We start from the raw sequence: 20,750 nt of genomic DNA, 5'->3' as shown, positions 1-20,750 counted from the left end.
AACCTCCCTATGAAATAGTTAATGTTTACAATACAAGTATAGGTTCTTACTTGGAAAATATCAACGTACAGGTTTTACTTTAAGAAGTAAGATTTTTACTATTATTTCTATAATCACTGACAGAACAACCAACGTGCTTTTTAAAACATTTACCAAAATAGTTTGGATTTGGAATCCCGACTTTTTCACAGACTTCATAAGACTTCAGATCGGTAGAATTCAGCAATTCCAATGCTTTGTCAATTCTAAGCTTGGTTAAATATTCTATAAATGTTGCACCATATTCCTGCTTGAAAGCACGACTTAGATAACTTGAATTGAAATAGAATTTTTGCGCAACACCAGATAAGGAAATATTAGCATCTAACATATTTTCTTTTAAGTAAACTGCTATCTCATGAATTGTATTCTTAGACCTTTGATTTCTAGATTGTTTGATATAGGCTATACTCTTTGAAGTTATTGACTGCAAGTGATTAATCATATCCGGCAATGTTTCGATGTCCATGACAGACTTATAGTTAGCGATTTCATCTTCAATAAAAAGATTACCGTCATATCCTAACTCTTTTCTAGCATTATTGATTATTGTTATCATTTTTATAGCCAGAACTTTCATGTTCTGTGTAGCGTCATCGTTGCTAAAACTGTCCTTTCCAAATAATTCTTCTATTAGAACACTGGCTTTATCTTCCATCTCTGCTTTAATGCAAAGAGCTATTTCGTCCATTGGATCAAATAAAACTTCGCATTCATTATTCCCAAGCTTAATATCTTCATATCGAATCAATTGATTGTTTCCATATATTACTTTACATGCCAATGCTTCAATAGCTTCACGGTATCGACGATGGATATTTATCGAATAATGAATTGAATTGCTAATCCCTATAGAAACACTACAATTTTCAATGCACATTAATGTGTTCATAACCTTGTTCATATCATTGTAAAGATTGTTCGTTTTACTCATACTAACAACAACGATGTTCTGTAAATTATCTTCACACAGTACTACCGATTTGTTGTTCTTATAATATTCTTTTATGACATCTAATCCCAAAAATTTGACAATATAGCCTTCTTCTTCAGCCTTCACAACATTTGCATTCAGTTCAATGACCGCAACTTCAGCGTATTTTTTCAACTCATTCAAGTCAAAATAATTTAGCTGTTGATCAATCTTGTTAAAGTTGCATTGATTGTGTATCAATTGCTTAAGAAAATTATTTTTAAGAACAGGGTAACTATCTTCCAATCGTTCCTTCATCATTTGATAGTCATTTCTCGATTGTACCTCACTTTCTACAATTCCCTTAATTTTGATTAATGATTTTACAAGCTCACTTCTTTTTATTGGTTTTAATAAAAAATCCGATACACCCAGTTCAATACCTTTTTTTGCATAATTGAAATCATTGTAGGCTGTAAGAATCATTACTTTCAATAATGGATTTCTCTCGAGTGCATGTTTACATAGTTCTAGACCATCCATAAAATCCATTGAGATGTCTGTAATAATAAGGTCAGGCTTTAAATCCTCCAGTATATCAAGTGCTTCATGGCCACTGCTGGCCTCTCCAACTATTTCAAAACCTATACTTTGCCAATCAAGACAAAGTTTAAGTAACCCCCTTATCTTTTCCTCATCATCAACAATTAGAACTCTCAGCAACTTAACTTCCATTATGCGACTCCTCCATTCAAATATGGTATTTTTAATAGCACCATTGTCCCAATCCCTCTTTTACTGACTATATTAAATTCGCATTCCGAACCATAATATAGTCTTAACCGTTCAAATGTACCTCTTAACCCAAAGCTGCTTTTTTCACTGCTCTTGTCCTTATTCAAAATACAATTAATGGTTTCCTGGCTCATTCCAACACCATCATCTTCAATAATCAGTTTCACAAAACCATCAATGAGTCTAGCTGAAATCACAATTGTGCCCTGTTCGCCTTTATGCTTTATGCCATGCACAATAGCATTTTCCACAATAGGCTGTAATATCAACTTCAATGTATGAATATCGCATACTTCTGGATCCAGATCATAATAAACTTCAAACATATTACCAAAACGTATTTTTTGCATATAAATATACCCTTTAACGATATCAAGCTCTTCCTCAAAAGTAATGATATTACTCCCCTTACTCAAACTGGTTCTGTAGTAATTCCCCAGCACTTCCAATGCTTCATAGACTTCTATGCAATTATCACTCAGAGCCATGTAACCAATTGCATCAATTGTATTGTACAAAAAATGGGGTTTGATTTGTTCATACAAAACATTGAGCTCTATCTTTCTTTTTGACTTTTCGTCCGCCTTGGTTTTTTTTATTAATTCTTCAATTTCAAAAATCATAATATTGAAATCTTCACCCAACTCAATCACTTCACTATTACCTTTATCTAGAAGTATTTTGTCAAAAATGCCACTTCTTACTTTTTTCATTGACTTCACTAGTTTTTTTATTGGTCCTGCGATAAACTCAGAAATGAAAATTGATCCAAACAAAATAAAGATACAATTACCGATGATGATAATGATTGATAGATAATTAAAAGTATTCATTTCCTCTTCAAGTTCCTCAAAAGGAATTATACTGATAATTTTCCAATTGTATCTATCAAGTTTCAGATATGAAGTCAGCATATCTTTGTTGGAATCTCTCTTAATGACTGAATAATATTTCATACCTGCAGCACTTTGAGCAAACTCCCGTATAACTGTGGCATTATGAAACTCATCACTAACCAATGCATTGTTGTTGTCATCCAGCAAAAGTATATTCAATTTATACTCGCTATGTATTTTTTTGTAAGAGGCTTTTAGCTTGGATTCAGGTATATTGACTATGATAATCCCTAGAGGTTCCATCGTATCTAGATTATTAATCACTCTTATTACCGATATGTAATTAATTGTTTCATCACCAAATATGCCACCGGCATTTTTCACAAGCAAAGAACTGCCCTTTAGTTCTAATACTTCATTGTACCAATACGCTGAAGAAATATTTTCTATAGATAATGTTTTAACCATTACATCATCAACAGCATATTTTTTGCCTCTATTATCAAATATGTATATCGATGAAATTGTTGGCATTGTTTGAAGGGTATTTATCAGATTCTTATTAATTTCTTTTCGAACTAGTACATTTGCATCATTTATCCCGCTTAAGTCTTTCTGAAGCTGTTCATTTGAACTAATCATTTTGGAATACTCGTTAACATTATCAATCACGGTAAAAATATTTTCTTCAATGGAGTATAATGTTTGTTTAGAAGTACTACTGACTTTTTTTGTCAAAAAATCTTCACTTACACTCTTAAACAATAAATTAATAGTAATTATTGAAATTAATGATAACAACATATAGAATGAAAAAATTTGAGATCTAATCTTTAGATTTGAAAATGAAAACCAAATGATTCTAGCCATACGCTCCTCCAAACTCATATAGAACTATCTTCCTATGATTTTATTTAATATAATTATTATAGTATATCACACTTTTTTTGCCAAAGATACTGTTACCTTTTGTCAAAAGTTTAAATACAAAATGCTTGTTTCAAAGTAAGCGTAAAATAGTACACACATAGACCAATGATAAATATTATGCTCCTATTGTTCTGAACTCTTTTTGACAAATCTGCATGTCTTTGGGATTAACTTTACAGTTAATTTGTTTAATTCTAATATTTATAACATTTTTCTCCATATATTATTTATTAAATAAATAATATACAAAATATATTGACTAATTATTTTTATAATGTTAAAATTTATTTGATTATTTGATTTTGTTTTAAAATTTTTATTCTTTGTTCCGCTTTAAATATAATTTTTTCATTATATATTATTTATAGCTAATTATTTTCAACATATATTTTTCATGATTTAGTTCTCAATTTTATACTTATATATATACTAATCAATTATAAAATATATAAAAAGGAGGTGTTATTTATGAAAAAATTTTTTTTAGTTTTATTAATGCTATCTATCATAATCACAACTAACTATAGTAGTAGTTATGCTTATAGCTCTAATGTAAGTAGCTCAAAATTTAGAATAGTTTCTTTCTCAAAAAGTAGTAGTGGACAAGTTCTTAAGAGATCTACAATTAGATCTAATAATTCAAAATCAGAAGATAATATTATTACTGGTATTAAAAAATTTGAGAATACTGTAGATTCTAATCTTTATTTTAATTACTCAAAAGCTCTTAGTATAGCAAATAATGATCCACATTTAAAACTTGTCTCATCACTAAACAAAACTATAAAAAAAAGACATCCTGATGTTGATGGTATAACTAATGAAATTATGTATCTTATAACACAAAAATTAGGTACATCTATTCCAGCACATGAGCTTAATTTTTATCGTAATGCTGTTTATGAAGAGATTAGATTAGCTTTTTCAAATCTTAAAAAATCTAGCAGTGGTAATTTTATATTCTCAAGCAAAAAATCTTATAGCAAAAATAATTACTATAATTTATTTTTTGCATTTGAAAATGATTCCCAATTAACACTTATACCTGTTGGCTTAAATGTTAATGTATACAAAAAAGATAAACGTGTTTTTGGAATTAGAGTAAGCAAAAAAAGAGAATATAAAGCTACTGTTCAAGGTTTAAAAGTTGTGTATAGTTCAACACCAATAAAAAAACGTCCTGTAAGAAGACAACCTATAAGAAGGCAGCCTATAAGAAGACAACCTATAAGAAGACAGCCTATAAGTAGTCAGCCTATAAGAAGACAGCCTGTGCCTAGAAGATATGCACCACATGAATATTTAGATAATTATACATATAGAATGTAATAATTTATTATTTTTTCTTATCTATATTTCAAATAATTGCAATAATATATATTATACTGGAGGTATTAAAATGAAAAGATTTATCTTCATTTTTATTAGTACATTGATTTTATCTAACATAACTTCATTTGCTAAATCCAATACAAATGATAATTCAAATTTGAAATTTAATGAATATATTTTTGTATCTGATGGTCTTATTGAATCGGCAAAAACATTATCTTCTGATTTGCAGATGTTGGTAAATAATGATAATTTACAATTTCAAACAAAGAAGATGTTGAATTTCATAAAAGAACAAGAAAACTTAGGTTTGATGGGCACTTTGAAACATAGTATTGATGAAGAAAACATTAAAACTTCAGACCTAATAGAAAAAATTACACTTTTAACTATTGAAAATCTAAAACTTGAATCAAATGATACGAATGTAGAAAAATACAAAGCCATCATTTCAAACATATTTTTAAATTTAATAGTTCAAAATGATTGTGGTTGGTTAGTTATAGATTCAAACTACTCAGAATTTAATCCAATAACAACCTATACATATAATGTTTTATTTACAGTTGAAAAAAATGGCATTATATTTTCATTACCTTTAAATTTCAAAATTACAATTAATGGTTCTACAGATGATGTATTAACTATTTCTAATGACGATAAATTTGATTACAAATTAGAAATTAATGGATTAAAAATATTAAAGATTAAATAATGACCTATTGAATAACGTTTAATTATTTATTACTCAATTTACTCAATAGAAGTTAAGGATATCTATAATTAAATATGTCACTTAATTTTAACTATAGTTATTCTTAAAATTTATAAAATATTATTTTAGGAGGGTTTCACCATGAAAAAATTTTTAACAATCTTTATTTCTGCACTATTATTATTCAATACTTATTCTGTATCATTTGCTTCTGCTAATGCACCTGTAGTAAAATCTGATTCTTTAAACACAAGAAAAATGCCAGCTATAATACTCAAACAAAATGGCACAATAGAATTTCAAGACGCTTGGGATTTACCTTATGAGTACATAATGCCAGCTATAGAAATGTCTGATAAATTCACACCAGCTATTAATGATAAAACTTTAGAACTTAATTTTGCTGAAGCTTTATCTATTGTTAAAAGCGACAAGACTATGGGGCTTATCGGTACTCTTAATCAAAACATTCACCAACAAAGTGCTGATGTAAACTTAATGAGTTCTAAATTATTATCTCTCTTCACTAAAGCATTAGGAGTAACTTTAACTGGAGCAACTTTAGATAGTTATAAAGAAGTTATGAAACAAACTTTCACTAATTTAAGTTCATCAAATAGCGGATGGCTTTTATGGAAATCTTCTAGCGCTAGTAATGTAACATATCAGTATAACTTATTTTTTGCTGTAGAAAAAGCAAAAGGTATTTTAGTAGGTATGCCAGTAGGTTTAACTATAAGTGCTAATTGTTCGAAAAAAGAATTTCTAGGTATGACTACTTCTTCTAAGAAGAATTATAGTGTTAAAGTAAAAGCAATAAAAGTTATGAAACTTGTAAGATAATTTTCCATACTTTAAGTTATATATAAAAAGAGTTGTTTGTTTTTAATGTATGAAACGACTCTTTTTATATTTTTTACGCAGCACTTCTACTTTTTTTTCTTTTTCTTCCCCCTACCTTTTTTGAAAAAATGCACTATTAATGCTAATACAGGAAAAGTAATAAACAAATTAAAGAATATCCAAGGTGTTATATTCATTCCAATATGTAAATGATATGGATAATCTTCCGCAATAATTATGCTGGCTATAAATATCAATATACCAAATGGAATGGATAACCACTTAACTTTAGTATCTTTTATTTTCAATAATTGTGAGGTACCAAGCATCGCAGCGTACAAATGTAATGTTATCTTAAAGAATAACCCTACCATTAATGCAAGAATGGTTAAAATATCTATACGATCAATAGAACCTACTTTAACAAATCTCATTGTCTCTAGCAAAGGAAATAATGATGACAAAGCAAAATCCACACCAAGAGTCGAGATAATCATTATAGTATTAAAAGCCAATATGATACCAACAAAAATAACAACATATATAGTTGTTTTTCTTACTTTCTCAGGTTTATTTACAAAAGGAAATATCATTGTGAAAATAACACTTACTCCATATGGAAATTCAACTCCTAATGGAAATACTTCCATTAATATAGGTTTCATACCACTTTCAAAAACAGGTAATATATTATTTAGATTAACTGCACCTTGTGTCAAAAAAAGCAAGATATATTCTATAAAAAACAAACTAAGATATATTGGTAAAATTATTTGTGCCAATCGACATATAATCTCAATACCTGAATATATACTATAAGTGACTACAACAGTAATTATTAATATAATTATATATAGTGAAGCTCTTGGATTAACCGCTACAAGAGTAAGTTCACCAAATTCTCTCAAAATCCTTGCTCCATTATAAAAAAAACGAAGAATGTAAAAAACACAAATAACAGTTCCTAAATATTTACCAAATATTTTAATCATATAGCCAATAAGTGTATCATTAGGATATTTGTAGAATAATGAAGTATATAATATAACTTCAAATATCCCTACTGGTATACCAAAGATCAGAGCTAACCATGCATCTTGTCTTAACTTTCCTCCTAGCAAAAACAGAACGGCACTACCCATTAAAGATAATGTCATTGCAGAAAACAATTGTAATGCAGATATTTTATATTTCAAATTATTACCCTCCTCATCAAATAGCAGGTTTTGAAATTAGTCCTGGTCTTTTTATGCTTGATTTTACCTTAACTTCTACTAAAATATGTGGAAATATCTCATCCCATTCTTCTTTGATAACCTTCCAATGTTTTGGGTATTTTCTGTGGATGACCTCTCCAAAGTTAAAAATATCCACATCGTAGTCTTTTTGTACTTTTTTAATAACATTCTTAACATCTTCTTCTATGCGCTTATCAAGTACTTTTTCTAGTTCATCAAGCACCTTATGATCATTCATCGGATCATGTTCCCCAACCATACTTACGATATTACTCCGTTGAGTTATATCAAGCTTTATTGAATAGTTATTTCCATCAAATATAGGAGTTGTTTTACATTTTGAATCCAATATTTCTAAAGTGATTTTTTCTTTTTCATCTTCAGGAGAGTTAATAACTACATCTCCTGACTCAACTTTAGTCTTGATCCACATCAATGCCCTGGATTCTTCTTTATTTAGAAAACCTATTAATTTATCATCTTTAAAAATTGCTATCTCGTCTACTATAAATATGTTTCCATTGTGAGCTATGTCAGCTTCATCTGCTACATATATAACTCCAGTTGTAATACCAGCAGTTTTTATTGCTAGTCCATTATACATATCTTTAAGATTAGTTATTACTGTCAATCCTTTTTCAAATTGATTTATAATGATATTTTCAATAGTATTTGCAGGAATAGTATCCATAGGTGTTAACTGCTTAATAATTTCACTGGCTTCACCTTTTGCAACAAGTAAAGGTGTATTGGGTCTAACTTCATGTCCTCTGAGATTACTGTCAATAACCAAATCTATTCCTTTTTCAGCTAATTTTTTCCCTATGACAATAAACTTATTATGAGAAAAATAGGGTTCTTGACCTAATGATGATGTAAGATTATCATAAGCTTTGTTTATGGTTTCTCCTATACTAGTATAAATAACTACTTCAGAAGGTAAAGATTGTTTTTTATCCATACCATTTGTAGCGCCGCCTGTTTGTTCTCTTGAAATTTTTAATACCTGTATTGTAAGCTTATATTTGTTTTCTTCTGTAAAATCATATCCTGTGCTTAAGACCATAGCATATTTCTCAATATCTCTTTTTACATTTTTGCAGCCTGAGCATGATATCATTATTACAAATAAGACTATTATATATAGATATTTCTTCATCTCTAACCTTCTTCTATTTATTAATTATTTATTTTTTAACTTCTTCTTAACAAGGTTCATGAATCCTTTATTACTTTTATCTCTAGATATTGGTTTTCTATAAATAGTATCTTTTAGTTTCTCTGAATCCAATGGACCAAAAGGAGATAAATAAGGAACTCCAAAGGAACGTAGGGATAATAGGTATACTAAGAAAAATAACATACCTGATAATAAACCTATCAATCCGAAACTACCTCCCAAAAGAAGAAAAGCATATTTGGGAAATATTATACTTCTAGTCAATTCTACAGAAGGTATAACATAGGTAGCTATACCTGTTACAGCAATAACTATTACCATAGGAGTACTTACTAATCCAGCAGATACGGCAGATTGTCCAAGTACTAATGCCCCTACAACACTTATGGCCTGCCCTATTGATTCTGGCATCCTTATACCAGCCTCTTTAATGATTTCATAGGCGGCTAGCATAAAAAATGCTTCTACTAGAGTTGGAAATGGTAGTCCACTCCTTGTTTTTATGACTGTTACTACTAAAGATGTGGGAATAAGCTCATGATGAAATGTACTTATTGAAACCCAAAATGCTGGTAATAGAAGAGCTAATAAAAAGGAAATAAACCTGATTACTCTATCTATAGTGGCCAGTACATGATTATTGTAATAATCTTCCTGTGCTTGAAGATGTTCAATAAAAGTGCATGGAACAACTAAGACAGTAGGACTCCCATCTACCAGTATAGCAACTTTCCCCTGTAATATTTTCCTTGAAGCAGTATCTGGTTTCTCAGTATGAAATGCTGTTGGAATAAAATTAAAGGTACCACCATCAGATATACATTCCTCAACATTTGAAGTATCTACTATAGAATCTAAATCTATTTTTTTGATTCTAGTCCTAACTTCATCGACAATTTCTTTATCTGTGATATTATCTAGATAGACAATCTTCAGATCTGTTTCAGTTTGTTTTCCAATAATGAAATGCTCCACTTTCAAGTCAATATTTTTGATTCTCTTTCTTAATAAACAAACATTGATAGTCAAGGACTCGGTAAATCCTTCTCTAGGACCTCTTATATTAATTTCTATACTTGGTTCACTAATATCTCTTTTGGGTGGATTCTCAAAATTCAATACCAAAGCAAAATTAATTTTGTCTATTAATAATACGGCTTTACCTTGTAGAATTGATTTAAAAATAACATCCATTTCAGATGTTACATCTTTATCATTAATACCAAATAAATGTTTGAAATATTCTTTGCTTCTAATCTTGCAAGTACAATTGTTAAGCTTATTCATTATTGATAATTCAATTACCTCAGTATTAATCATTCCGTCTATATAAATAAGTGCTGCCTTTAGATTATATTTATCTCCAATACTTAAATCTCTAATAATAATATCATCGCAATTAACAAATCCCTTTTTTATAATATCAACATTAGAAATTATATTTTCACATAATTTAATATTATGGTTTAGGAATTTATTACTTGATTTAATTTGAGTGCTACTAATGTTTTCCATATTTTACACCATATTCTATAATGAATTCTAATAATAATATTACCCATAAATAATATTTTATTCATATCTGCTTATGTAAAACAGTCTTAATTTCCCTATTTTCCTATATTCTTGGAGATTTATCTAATATGAACAGACAAAATAAAAAAGCCTCTATATTTAAAGGCTTTGTATATTGGTATATCAGCTAATTCTACTTAATTATTCAAAGTTTCTATGTCTGACAGACATCTTTTTGAATGAATTATTTGATTTATCTACTAACATAATGATTATCATATCCAGTAATATGAATAATGATTGTTCAAATAAATTGCCCATGGGTTGTATAGATGGTACAACATTATCTTTACCTTTATAAACACTTGCTGGAACCCAAACTATAATATCTGCTAATAAAGCTGTTTTTCTATCTGGTACACCAGTCATCAAGGCTATAGTTGCATTAGTCTTTTTTACTTCTTCAACTACATAATGAATATGACCTATTTCACCAGAACCGGATGTGAATATAAATAAATCATCTTCTGTAACACTTGGAGTAGTATCATCCCAACACCAATGAACTTCTTTACCAAAATGCATTAATCTCATTGCAAATCCTTTAGTAGCTAATCCTTCACGACCTACTCCCATTAGAAATATTCTTTTATGTTTTTCTATGGCAGAAATTAAATCTCTAACTTGATCTAAGTTGATTCTATCAAAAACTTGATCTAATTCATTTAATATTGTCTTATACATATTATTATATTCCATGACAGTACCTCCATATTAAAATCATACTATTTTTTAGAAACTTCTTTGACAGCTACTTTTCTAGGCTTTCTTTCTTTATTTAAAAAATAATTTATGATCATGACAATAAGTAACATAGAACCCCATATCAGTTTCTTTGAATATGGAGTGAAATTTAATATAGTAAAAGCACTTTGTAGAAATTGTAGTAATGTAATACCTAAGACTACTCCTAGTACTTTTCCTTTACCTCCATTTGGATCATAACCAGCTAATACAGCAACTAGAATAGCCTGTAATTGATAAGTATCACCAAATCCCATACGAGCAGAATTTACACGTGAAATCATAATTAATGATGCAATACCTGATAAAAAACCTATAATCATATATATTCTAATAATTATTCTTTCAGTATTTTGTCCTGAAAATAATGATGCAATTTTATTCTCTCCAATTAGATATATTTGCTTACCTAATTTATGTTTGGACAGGAAAATGTTTATTAGAATCATAGTTATTACCATTATAATAAAAATATACGGTATTACCCCTATTGTAGATGTACCAAATTTCCAATAATCATCAACTAATAATCCTACACTTTCCCCATTAGTCAGTGCCATACCTATGCCATTAAATAATATCATTGTACCTAATGTTGCAATAATTGGAGGTACTGATATTTTGGCAATCAACACTCCATTAACTAAACCGCATAATATTGAATTGGTAATTGCAACTACTATTGCTAAAATAATAATGAACATTTGATTACTATCTGTAATGGGAATAATTTTACCTGACATTACAAATGCTGCTAGTACACCTGAAAGACCAGCATTGGATACTATTGATAAATCTATTCCACCAGTTAACATAGCAATAGACATTCCTAAAGCTAAAAAACCGAATTCACTTATTTGAAACATCATAGATTGAAAGTTGTTAATTGAAAAAAATGATTTTCCTAAAGTGATGCTTAAAATAAAGGTAACCATTATAGTTGCAATTCCTAAAACACTTAATCCTACATCTTTTTTTGAATATTTTAGAAGTATATCTATTCTACTTTTTAGTTGAACATTTTCCATATTTCAATCTCCTCTTTTTGATTATTGGTTACTGAATCTTAATTCTTTTTGATTTCTTAATTTCTCTTTATATGATATAATGCATACGCTAAAAATTAAGATGCATCCAATAAATAAATCGTTCCACGATGTTGATAAACCTAGGAAAACCAAAGTACTTTTGAATAGTTGAATTAATAATACTCCAAGTACCGTACCTAATATGGTACCGTGTCCACCTGTTAATTTAACACCACCAATAACAACTGCTGCAATAATCATGAGTTCTGAACCAACTAAAGTTACGGGATTTACTATTTTTAAATCACTGAAGTAAATAATTCCCATTATGCCTGACAACAGCCCCATATAACAATAAATGAACAATTTTGTCTGTAATATATTTACACCAATACGTTTCGCAAACTCTTCATTATTTCCAATAGCAATTATTTTTCTTCCAAGCATTGTTTTTTGCATTATGAACCATGTTATGAATAATAAGATCACAATAATGATAATAAATACTGATAAACCATAATTACCATGTTCACTTGATAGAGTCAATATATTTTTAGACCCAAAATCAACAAGACTACTTGGCATTTGAGCTAGAGGAATAGATTTTGTTCCAATAAATGTTGTCATAAACCCATAGAATACACTTGATGTACCTAGAGTTACAATTAATGTTGGCAATTTGAAAAAATAGATGATAATTGCATTAATAGAACCTAAAAATATCCCTATACTTCCTGATACTAAGAATGCAAAATAAATATTGTTAATATTGAATTTTAACATTAAATTAATAGCACAATATGCTCCAATGATTGCAATAGAAGTAAATGAAACATCAATCCCTCCAGATATAATCACAATCATTACTCCAAGTGCTAATATCATAGTTCCAGAACCACTTCTGAACATATCAAATAATGTTTCAAAACTTAAAAACATAGGATTGACAAAACTTACTAATATGATATATCCAATCATAATAATAAGTAAGTATTTTTCCATATCCGTCAATTTTCTCTTATTCATTTTTATATTACCCTGTTTTGTACTATCCATATTATTTAGACCTCCATATTAACTGGGTTATTTATTTGATTTATAAGTATTGTTTTTATATTAGGATCTTGCATTTCTTCTTCGTTATATGATTTAATAATATGACCATTATACATAACCAATAATTTATTTGCATTTGCTAAAATTTCTTCTATTTCATCTGATATTAGGATAACTCCCATACCTTGATTAGCATAATCATGAATCTTTTTATATATTTCAGCTTTTGAACCAATATCTATTCCAACTGTTGGAGAATCCAATATAAAAATTTTAGGTTCTCTGACTACCCATTTTCCAATAACAATTTTTTGTTGGTTTCCTCCTGATAGATTTTTGGATAATAAGTTTATATTTTTTGTATTAACATTCATGCCATACACTACATCTGTTGCATATTTGGTATTTTTACTCTTATTGATGAATCCAAAACTTGATTTCAGACTATCTAATATTGTTGAACTTACATTTTCTTTGATACTTTGATTCAGGAATAATCCTTGGGTATGTCTATCTTCAGGCAATAAGGCAATACCATATTCAACTGCATTTTCTGGTTTCTTAATTACAACTTCTTTTTTATCTATTAATATTTTGCCTTCATCAGGTTTGTTTAAACCAAATAATGATAAAGCGAGTTCTGTTCTACCTGAACCTAATAACCCGGTAATTCCTAGTATATCACCTTTATTAAGGGTGAAATTAATATTCTCGTAGTTATCTTTTTTAGTCAATTCTTTTACTTCCAGTAATTGCTTGTTTTCTTTTACATTTCTTATATATTTAGGGTATTCTACTTCTCTACCAGTCATGTAAAAACTTAAACTCTTCTCATTTAGTTCATTTGTTGCAAAATCTCCTACTTTTATTCCGTCTCTTAATATTGTAATTTGGTCTGCTACTTCAAATACTTCGTTAAGCTTATGACTAATAAAAACAATACCTAGCCCTTTTTTCTTCAGTTCAACAACAATAGATAATAAGCGATCCACTTCCGTTTTCGTTAAGGCTGTAGTTGGTTCATCCATGAATAAAATTTTTGCATTTAACATAAGTGCTCTAGAAATAGCTGTCAATTGACGGTTAGCAATAGATAAACTACCAACAGGTGCATCCAGGTCCAGATCAACACCAATCTGTTCTAATTGCTTAGAAACTAATTTTTTGACTTCTTTCCAATTCATATAATGCTTTTTTTCATAGATTTGCTTATTAAAAGCTATATTTTCTGCTACACTCATATGATTAAATAATGATAAATCTTGATATATGACTTGTATACCTTCATTGATACTTGTAATAGGATTCAATTCTTCATACATGTGCCCGTTAATTTGAATTGTACCAGAGTCCGCTTTATAAACACCACTTGCTATTTTAACGATTGTAGATTTGCCGCATCCATTCTCACCTGCTATACACCTAATTTCTCCTTCGTTAATGTTTAAATCAACACCTTTTAGAGCTTTTATCCCTCCAAATGACTTGTATATATTTTTCGCAATTAGTATTGGTTTTGACACATTAATTGCCTCCTTCAATTACATAAAATTGTAGAGACATTAACTGAGAACAATCTCAGTTAATGTCTTGAATCTAATTAGAAAGGATAATTTCCATCCTCATATTGACCTTCTTTAAGAATCATAGGAGCATCACCATAAATTATTTTCTTTTCTTCATCAATTACTATATTTTCATATCCAGGTGCCTCTAAATTAGTATCATTATCTATTGTATCACCTTGAAGAATTTTTAATGCAGCAGCGCAACTAGCATAACCTACATCTGCTGGTCTCCAACATTGTGCATGATTCATATAACCTTCATTTATGTAAGCGGATGAAACTGATGGTATACCTAAACTGACTACAGCTACATCTTTTCTATTTTTTTCTTTTAATACTGCAGCAAAATTACTTCCAGATGAAACTGATGTTCCAACAAAGCCTTTTATATCTGGATAAGCTTTTAATATTTCTAATGCCTTATCTCTTGCTATTGTATCATCATTTTTGTCTTCATAAGGTTGATCAGATACTGCTTCCATCTCTGGATAGTTTTCTGCAAGATATTCCATTCCTGCATTATACCATTCCATATGTGTTTGCATTGTTAATCCTCCAACCATTGCCACAAATTTTCCTTTACCTTCCATTGCTGTTGCAAGATTTTCAAACATAAGTCTACCGAAATCTTCATTTTTGAAAGCTTCAATATCATAATCTACAACATCTGTTAAATTAGTAGCTTCATGGCTAATAGTGATAATTCCTTTATCCTTAGCTTTTTGAAGTACCGGTTTCATTGATTGAGGGTCATTTGGAACTACTATAATAGCATCTACTCCTTGAGCAATAAGATCTTCAACCATTTGAACTTGTTTAGCTGGGTCGCCACCTTCAGGGGCAATTTGTTTAGCCTCAACCAAATCAGCATATTTTTCACCAAAATCATTAACGCCTAATCGCATATCATCAAACCATGGAATTCCTTCATGTTTAGCAACCATTACAATTTTAAATTTCTCTTTTTTACTAGTAGTAGTGTCTTTTGACTTATTGTCTTTGTTTTCTTCTGATTTACTAGCATTAGTATCATTTTTTGAAGTTTCATTCTTAGAGCAAGCCCCCAATATACTTACCATTAACATCATACTAACTATCAAACATAAAACTTTAAAGCTTTTTTTCATATTTTCCTTCCTCCTTTGGTCAATAATAATATTTGACGTCTCCGTTCACGTGCACGGATTGTGTATATTATACAACCATACCTATTGATTGTCAATAGTGTTTTATTTACACAAACACTTGCAAATTTATTATTTAATGCTATAATTTAATATGATAGTCAAAAACATTTGATATAAATGTTTTGTGTTATATGGATGATAGTTATGTGTTCTCGTACACGTAATAATAATTAAGGAGGCAAATTTATGGCAATTACTTCGGAACAAATAGCTAAACTTGCCAATGTATCTAGAGGAACGGTTGATAGAGCACTTCATAATAGAGGTGGCGTTAGTCCAGAAGTTAGTGCAAGAATTAAAAAAATAGCTGCAGAGCTTGGGTATACACCAAATACAGCTGCATCAGCATTAGCTAGAACAAAAAAACGAACTACTGTAGGTATTATAATACCTGCAAATCAAAATTATTTTTTTGATAATATGAAATCAGGTTTGTTATTGGCTCAAGAAGAATTCAGCAATTATGGTATTCAATTGGAGATTTTTCAAACCTATGGACTTGACGAATATAACCAACTAAAATATATAGAGGAATTAGAAAAAAAAGGTATGAATGGATTATTGATATCTCCAGTTAATACAGAAAAAATAAAAAATAAGATAATCCAATTGACTGAAAACAAAATTCCTGTTATTACACTTAATTCTGATATTGAAAAATCTAAACGCCTATGCTATGTTGGTCACGATTATTATCAAAGTGGGAAAACAGCTGAAGGCATGATGGCACTCATTAATAATAGAAAGTTCAAATTAGCAATTATTACTGGTTCTACCAAATCACTAAGCCAAAGTCAGCGTGTAGAAGGATTTATAAATAATGCCAAAAAAAGAAGTCACGATTTTGATATAGTTGAGATTTGTGAAAATAATGACGACGATATAGATTCTTATTTACAGACACTTAGAATACTCAAGGAGTATAAAGATCTTAATGCCCTTTACATAACAGGTAGTGGTATTTATGGAGTAGTTAAAGCATTGAAAGAATTAAAGTTAGAAAGAAAGATATGTGTAATAACTTTTGGTGATTTGCCAAGAACCCTTGAATATGTCATTGAAGATACTATTGATGCTACTATATGCCAGAATGTCTTTGATCAAGGTTATGTGTCTGCAAAACTTATGTTCAATTATATTATTAAAAATGAATATCCTAACAAAGATAAATATTACACTAAGATAGATATAAGAATAAAAGAAAATATTCTACCAAACTACTGATGATTTATGCTATATGATATAGATGAGGATTCTAATTGATACTTACAAAAGCTAACAAGAAAAACTGATAAGATTATTAAAAATCTATCAGTTTTACCTTTAATAAATATAACGTTTTTATTATCATTAAAATATAATTTGAAATAAAATCTATTAACTTTTATTACATATCTTATTTAGCTAATTCTGTCTTATACCCTTTTATCTGACGATTTAGAATTCCAAATTCTCCTATAGTGAAAATACCAGCTAAACTAATAGTCAAAAAGTCACCAATAGGCAATGATAACCATACACCAGTTTCTTTCATGAATAATGGTAAAATCAGTGATATTGGGATGAAGAACAGTACTTGTCTTCCCATAACTATCAATGCAGCTTTACCTGCTTTACCAAGTGCTTGGAAAAATGTGATAGCTGTAATCATGAATCCGTATAGTACAAATACACTTAAAAACATTCTAAAGCTATTGGCACCAGATGATACCAAAGCTTGGTCTGTAATAAACCAGCTTAGTATGAACTTTGGTAATAACATGAATAATAACCATAATACACCTGATATTCCAGTAGCTATCTTTGTAAATGATGAAAATGCTTCTTTTACCCTTGCATATTGTTTAGCACCATAGTTGGCTCCCAGTACCGGCTGTAATCCTTGACCTATCCCCCACATTGGTATAAAAGCAAACATCATTATTCTTTGAGCTGAACTAAGGACAATAATACTATCATTACCCCCATATGATGACATTAACCTAAGTAATATAGCTAATTGTATTGCGGACATAAATTGCATTAACATTCCTGAAAAACCGACACTTAATATCTTAGGCATAATATCCATGGAAAGCCTAAAACTTTTTTTCCTTAGCTTAATGACGCTTCTTCCAGATTTGAAGTAAATTAAATCACCTATCAAATATATGATTTGACTGATAACTGTGGCTATTGCAGCACCCTCTATTCCCATATCAAATACCTTAATAAAAATAGGGTCCAAGATAATATTGATAACCATACCAACAAAAACTATTGTCATTGCAGATTTCATCTTACCCTCACCACGGATAAGCATATTGAGAGCTGGTCCTATACCAGCAACTATGAATCCTAAAGAAATTATTTTTATGTATTTTTCACCTAAAACCAAGATATCATCTCTAGCACCCAAAAAATGCAGTATGGGGGTTGCAAAATTATAGACTACAAGAGTTAGTATTACTGATAATATGGCTACACCTATAAAAACATTTCCAAATAGTTTATCAATAGTTTCTTCATCTTTTTCTCCGATTGCTCTTGATAAAAGGGACATTGCTCCTGTTGCAAATAAAGTAAGTATAGCTTGGTTAACTAATACAACATTATAAGCCATAGTTATTGCTCCAACTCCTGCCCCACTTACAAACTGTCCTACAAATATTGCATCCACCATATTGTATAATCCTACGGCTAACATTCCAATAATACCTGGTACAGCAAGTTTCATGAATAACTTGCCCATGTTAAGTTCCAATAATGCTTTTCTGTTTTCGCTCATATAAACTTCCTCCTTCATTAAATAATCAACTGATTATAAGTAAAAATACTAAGTAATCATAAAAAATTAAATAACTATAAATATGTTGGTGACGTCAACGTCACTTAAAAAGCAAAAATTTTTCTACCTTAATTAAAGCTAGTTTTTTATAAATACTCATTATAAAAATCAAAGAATATTTTATGAAGATAATCCTTATTACTTTCTAAAATTTGTTTATCAGAAAAAAGAGCATGCACAAATAACAAAGCATTTATCAATCTACTCATAAAGAGTCTATTCATTTCTTGATTTTTATCCTTGAAAAAAGATATTTTATCACCAAATAAATTTTCCAGTTGTATAAAAGTCTGTTTTTCAAATCCTAAAAATATATTCTCTAGTTTTTTATCGTATAATATTTCATATATAAACATTAGATATAATTTTTTTTGTGGGGATGTACTTAATATTTTATCTAAAGATCTATCAGCTAATAAATTACAAATGTCCTCTTTGCTGTTAATTTCTTGGCGAATTTCTCTAAAGAATTTATTATCGACATCGTTACCATCTCGCATAATAGCAATCATTATTTCTTTAGGACTAGAAAAATATCTATATACTCCACCTTTTGAAAGGGTTGTTCCAGCAATAATATCTTCCATGGTTGTATTACGATAGCCTTTGTTAACAAATACATCCAGTGCTGCTTCTTTTATTTCTGTCTCTCTTTCTTGCCGAGTTTTTCTTTGGAATTTTGCCATTTTCTCACTCCATGTTATACTTTTTTGATAATATTAACATATATAATTATGCTTTTCAATAAGTGAGATGCAAAACTATTAATTATCAAGTTATAACCATAAAATATTATTAATAATGAATATCAATTTCAATACAAAGTATATCATATAAATTTATCAATGTCTATAATTACTTTTATATTTCTGTATCTATAATTTTATAGCACAGGATTGGTCTATAATATCAATCCCGTGCTATCTTCTTCAACTAAATATATTGAACTTAACAATTGATAAATTAAAACAAATAAATTCAATACTTTTTCTTTGTTTGACAGTAGTTTTATTGATTCAGATAATCAATTAACAGTTTATTGATTACCTCTGGAAATTCATAATGTGCTAAATGAGACGCTTTCTCTATCTCATGGTATTGTATTTTTGGAATTAACTGCTGTAATTTTTCCATGGATTCTTTTGTGTTTTTCTTATCGTTTTCTCCCCAAGTCAACAGAATAGGTATCTCTTGTTCTCCTAGTTTTTCATAGTAGATAGTAGCATCATCTATAGCATTACCTCTCATATTAGCTAAAACTGCTCTTTTTTTCCCTTTAAAACTAATCTGTTTCTTTAATTTATCAGTAAGTTCTTGTTTTTTCTCATCTGAATATAATACCTTTGAAGGGTCTGTCAACATTTTATCTCCACTTACATTCATCATATATTCACCTATAAATCTAGTTTTCAGCAGATTTACTCTGTTTTTGCCAGGAAAAGTATCAAAAAGCGGTGAAAGTAAAGCTACCTTCTCTACCTCTTCAGGGTGTGATGCTGCAAAATAAGTAGTTATGCAGCCCCCTTGAGATGTACCAATCATATAAACAGGTCCTGTTATGTTTAATTTCTCTTTTAGTTCAACCAGCTGTTCATCGTATAATTCTCTATCGTATTTCCTTAGCTTAGGTCTATCAGAATATCCATGACCATACACATCATATCTAAGAACTCTGAATCCAGCATCAGCTAGTGCATCTATATTGTTATCCCATGTAAAATATGGTGCAGCATTACCATGTACTAAGATAATGGTTTTACCGTCCTCAGGTCCTTTCAATTCATAATGAGTATATCCATTTGATAGCTCAATAAAACTTCCTTCTAATCTAGCCCTTGTTTGTTGATTCAATGTTTCTTTTTCTAAGTTACCTGTCAAAATAGGTATTAGAATAATAATTAATACGATTACACTTACTAAGATTAGGATTTTCTTTTTCATTTT

At 29.3% G+C, this 20,750-nt stretch carries 17 protein-coding genes; 4 read left to right on the top strand and 13 right to left on the bottom strand.

The window, feature by feature from the left end; genetic code table 11:
• Positions 1-79: 79 nt before the first annotated feature.
• Complete coding sequence (locus HYG85_RS23030; protein ID WP_212691594.1) at positions 80-1,687, bottom strand: response regulator transcription factor; 1,608 nt, start codon at positions 1,685-1,687, stop codon at positions 80-82.
• A complete protein-coding gene (locus HYG85_RS23025) occupies positions 1,687-3,453 on the bottom strand; it encodes a sensor histidine kinase (protein WP_212691593.1) in 1,767 nt (588 codons plus the stop codon). Before HYG85_RS23025 ends, HYG85_RS23030 begins: the two co-directional genes overlap by 1 nt.
• A 528-nt stretch (positions 3,454-3,981) precedes the next feature.
• Between HYG85_RS23025 and HYG85_RS23020 the strand changes: the two genes are divergently transcribed.
• The 3 genes from HYG85_RS23020 to HYG85_RS23010 all read left to right on the top strand — a co-directional run bounded on the left by HYG85_RS23020 (position 3,982) and on the right by HYG85_RS23010 (position 6,403).
• The gene (locus HYG85_RS23020; RefSeq protein ID WP_212691592.1) at positions 3,982-4,842 is read left to right on the top strand and encodes a hypothetical protein; all 861 of its coding nucleotides are present in this window, start codon (positions 3,982-3,984) and stop codon (positions 4,840-4,842) included.
• A gap of 70 nt (positions 4,843-4,912) precedes the next feature.
• Positions 4,913-5,560, top strand: coding sequence for a hypothetical protein (locus HYG85_RS23015; RefSeq protein WP_212691591.1), 648 nt, complete (start codon positions 4,913-4,915; stop codon positions 5,558-5,560).
• 141 nt (positions 5,561-5,701) lie between these two features.
• Positions 5,702-6,403, top strand: a complete 702-nt coding sequence (locus HYG85_RS23010; protein ID WP_113675026.1) for a hypothetical protein — start codon at positions 5,702-5,704, stop codon at positions 6,401-6,403.
• 86 nt (positions 6,404-6,489) lie between these two features.
• On the opposite strand, the gene HYG85_RS23005 is transcribed toward HYG85_RS23010, so the two are convergent.
• The 8 genes from HYG85_RS23005 to HYG85_RS22970 form a co-directional block, all read right to left on the bottom strand.
• Complete coding sequence (locus HYG85_RS23005) at positions 6,490-7,599, bottom strand: GerAB/ArcD/ProY family transporter (protein WP_212691590.1); 1,110 nt, start codon at positions 7,597-7,599, stop codon at positions 6,490-6,492.
• A gap of 16 nt (positions 7,600-7,615) precedes the next feature.
• A complete protein-coding gene (locus HYG85_RS23000) occupies positions 7,616-8,800 on the bottom strand; it encodes a Ger(x)C family spore germination protein (protein ID WP_113675028.1) in 1,185 nt (394 codons plus the stop codon).
• A gap of 24 nt (positions 8,801-8,824) precedes the next feature.
• Positions 8,825-10,336, bottom strand: a complete 1,512-nt coding sequence (locus tag HYG85_RS22995) for a spore germination protein (protein WP_212691589.1) — start codon at positions 10,334-10,336, stop codon at positions 8,825-8,827.
• A gap of 201 nt (positions 10,337-10,537) precedes the next feature.
• Complete coding sequence (gene hxlB / locus HYG85_RS22990) at positions 10,538-11,095, bottom strand: 6-phospho-3-hexuloisomerase (RefSeq protein WP_212691588.1); 558 nt, start codon at positions 11,093-11,095, stop codon at positions 10,538-10,540.
• Positions 11,096-11,121: 26 nt separating this feature from the next.
• Positions 11,122-12,168 carry an ABC transporter permease gene (locus HYG85_RS22985; RefSeq protein ID WP_113675031.1) on the bottom strand — a complete coding sequence of 349 codons (1,047 nt, stop codon included), beginning with the start codon at positions 12,166-12,168 and terminating at the stop codon, positions 11,122-11,124.
• Positions 12,169-12,189: 21 nt separating this feature from the next.
• Positions 12,190-13,224 carry an ABC transporter permease gene (locus tag HYG85_RS22980; RefSeq protein WP_202975250.1) on the bottom strand — a complete coding sequence of 345 codons (1,035 nt, stop codon included), beginning with the start codon at positions 13,222-13,224 and terminating at the stop codon, positions 12,190-12,192.
• 5 nt (positions 13,225-13,229) lie between these two features.
• On the bottom strand, positions 13,230-14,747 hold the full coding sequence (locus tag HYG85_RS22975) for a sugar ABC transporter ATP-binding protein (RefSeq protein ID WP_212691587.1): 1,518 nt from the start codon (positions 14,745-14,747) through the stop codon (positions 13,230-13,232).
• A gap of 77 nt (positions 14,748-14,824) precedes the next feature.
• Positions 14,825-15,919, bottom strand: a complete 1,095-nt coding sequence (locus HYG85_RS22970) for an autoinducer 2 ABC transporter substrate-binding protein (RefSeq protein WP_212691586.1) — start codon at positions 15,917-15,919, stop codon at positions 14,825-14,827.
• A gap of 246 nt (positions 15,920-16,165) precedes the next feature.
• Between HYG85_RS22970 and HYG85_RS22965 the strand changes: the two genes are divergently transcribed.
• Positions 16,166-17,203 carry a LacI family DNA-binding transcriptional regulator gene (locus tag HYG85_RS22965; protein ID WP_212691585.1) on the top strand — a complete coding sequence of 346 codons (1,038 nt, stop codon included), beginning with the start codon at positions 16,166-16,168 and terminating at the stop codon, positions 17,201-17,203.
• A gap of 172 nt (positions 17,204-17,375) precedes the next feature.
• Here the strand turns inward: HYG85_RS22965 and HYG85_RS22960 are convergent, their stop codons facing one another.
• From HYG85_RS22960 to HYG85_RS22950, 3 genes are all read right to left on the bottom strand, one after another.
• Positions 17,376-18,746, bottom strand: a complete 1,371-nt coding sequence (locus HYG85_RS22960; protein WP_212691584.1) for an MATE family efflux transporter — start codon at positions 18,744-18,746, stop codon at positions 17,376-17,378.
• A 146-nt stretch (positions 18,747-18,892) separates the two neighbouring features.
• Complete coding sequence (locus HYG85_RS22955; RefSeq protein ID WP_212691583.1) at positions 18,893-19,492, bottom strand: TetR/AcrR family transcriptional regulator; 600 nt, start codon at positions 19,490-19,492, stop codon at positions 18,893-18,895.
• Between the two features lie 322 nt (positions 19,493-19,814).
• Positions 19,815-20,747 (bottom strand): alpha/beta fold hydrolase, encoded by a 933-nt coding sequence (locus HYG85_RS22950; protein WP_212691582.1) that lies wholly within the window; start codon positions 20,745-20,747, stop codon positions 19,815-19,817.
• Between the last annotated feature and the right edge of the window lie 3 nt (positions 20,748-20,750).

It is taken from the genome of Vallitalea guaymasensis (assembly GCF_018141425.1).
In the GTDB taxonomy this organism is placed as follows: Bacteria; Bacillota; Clostridia; order Lachnospirales; family Vallitaleaceae; genus Vallitalea; species Vallitalea guaymasensis.
Note: the sequence above shows the minus strand (reverse complement) of the source record. Positions and strands in the feature narration are given on the sequence as shown.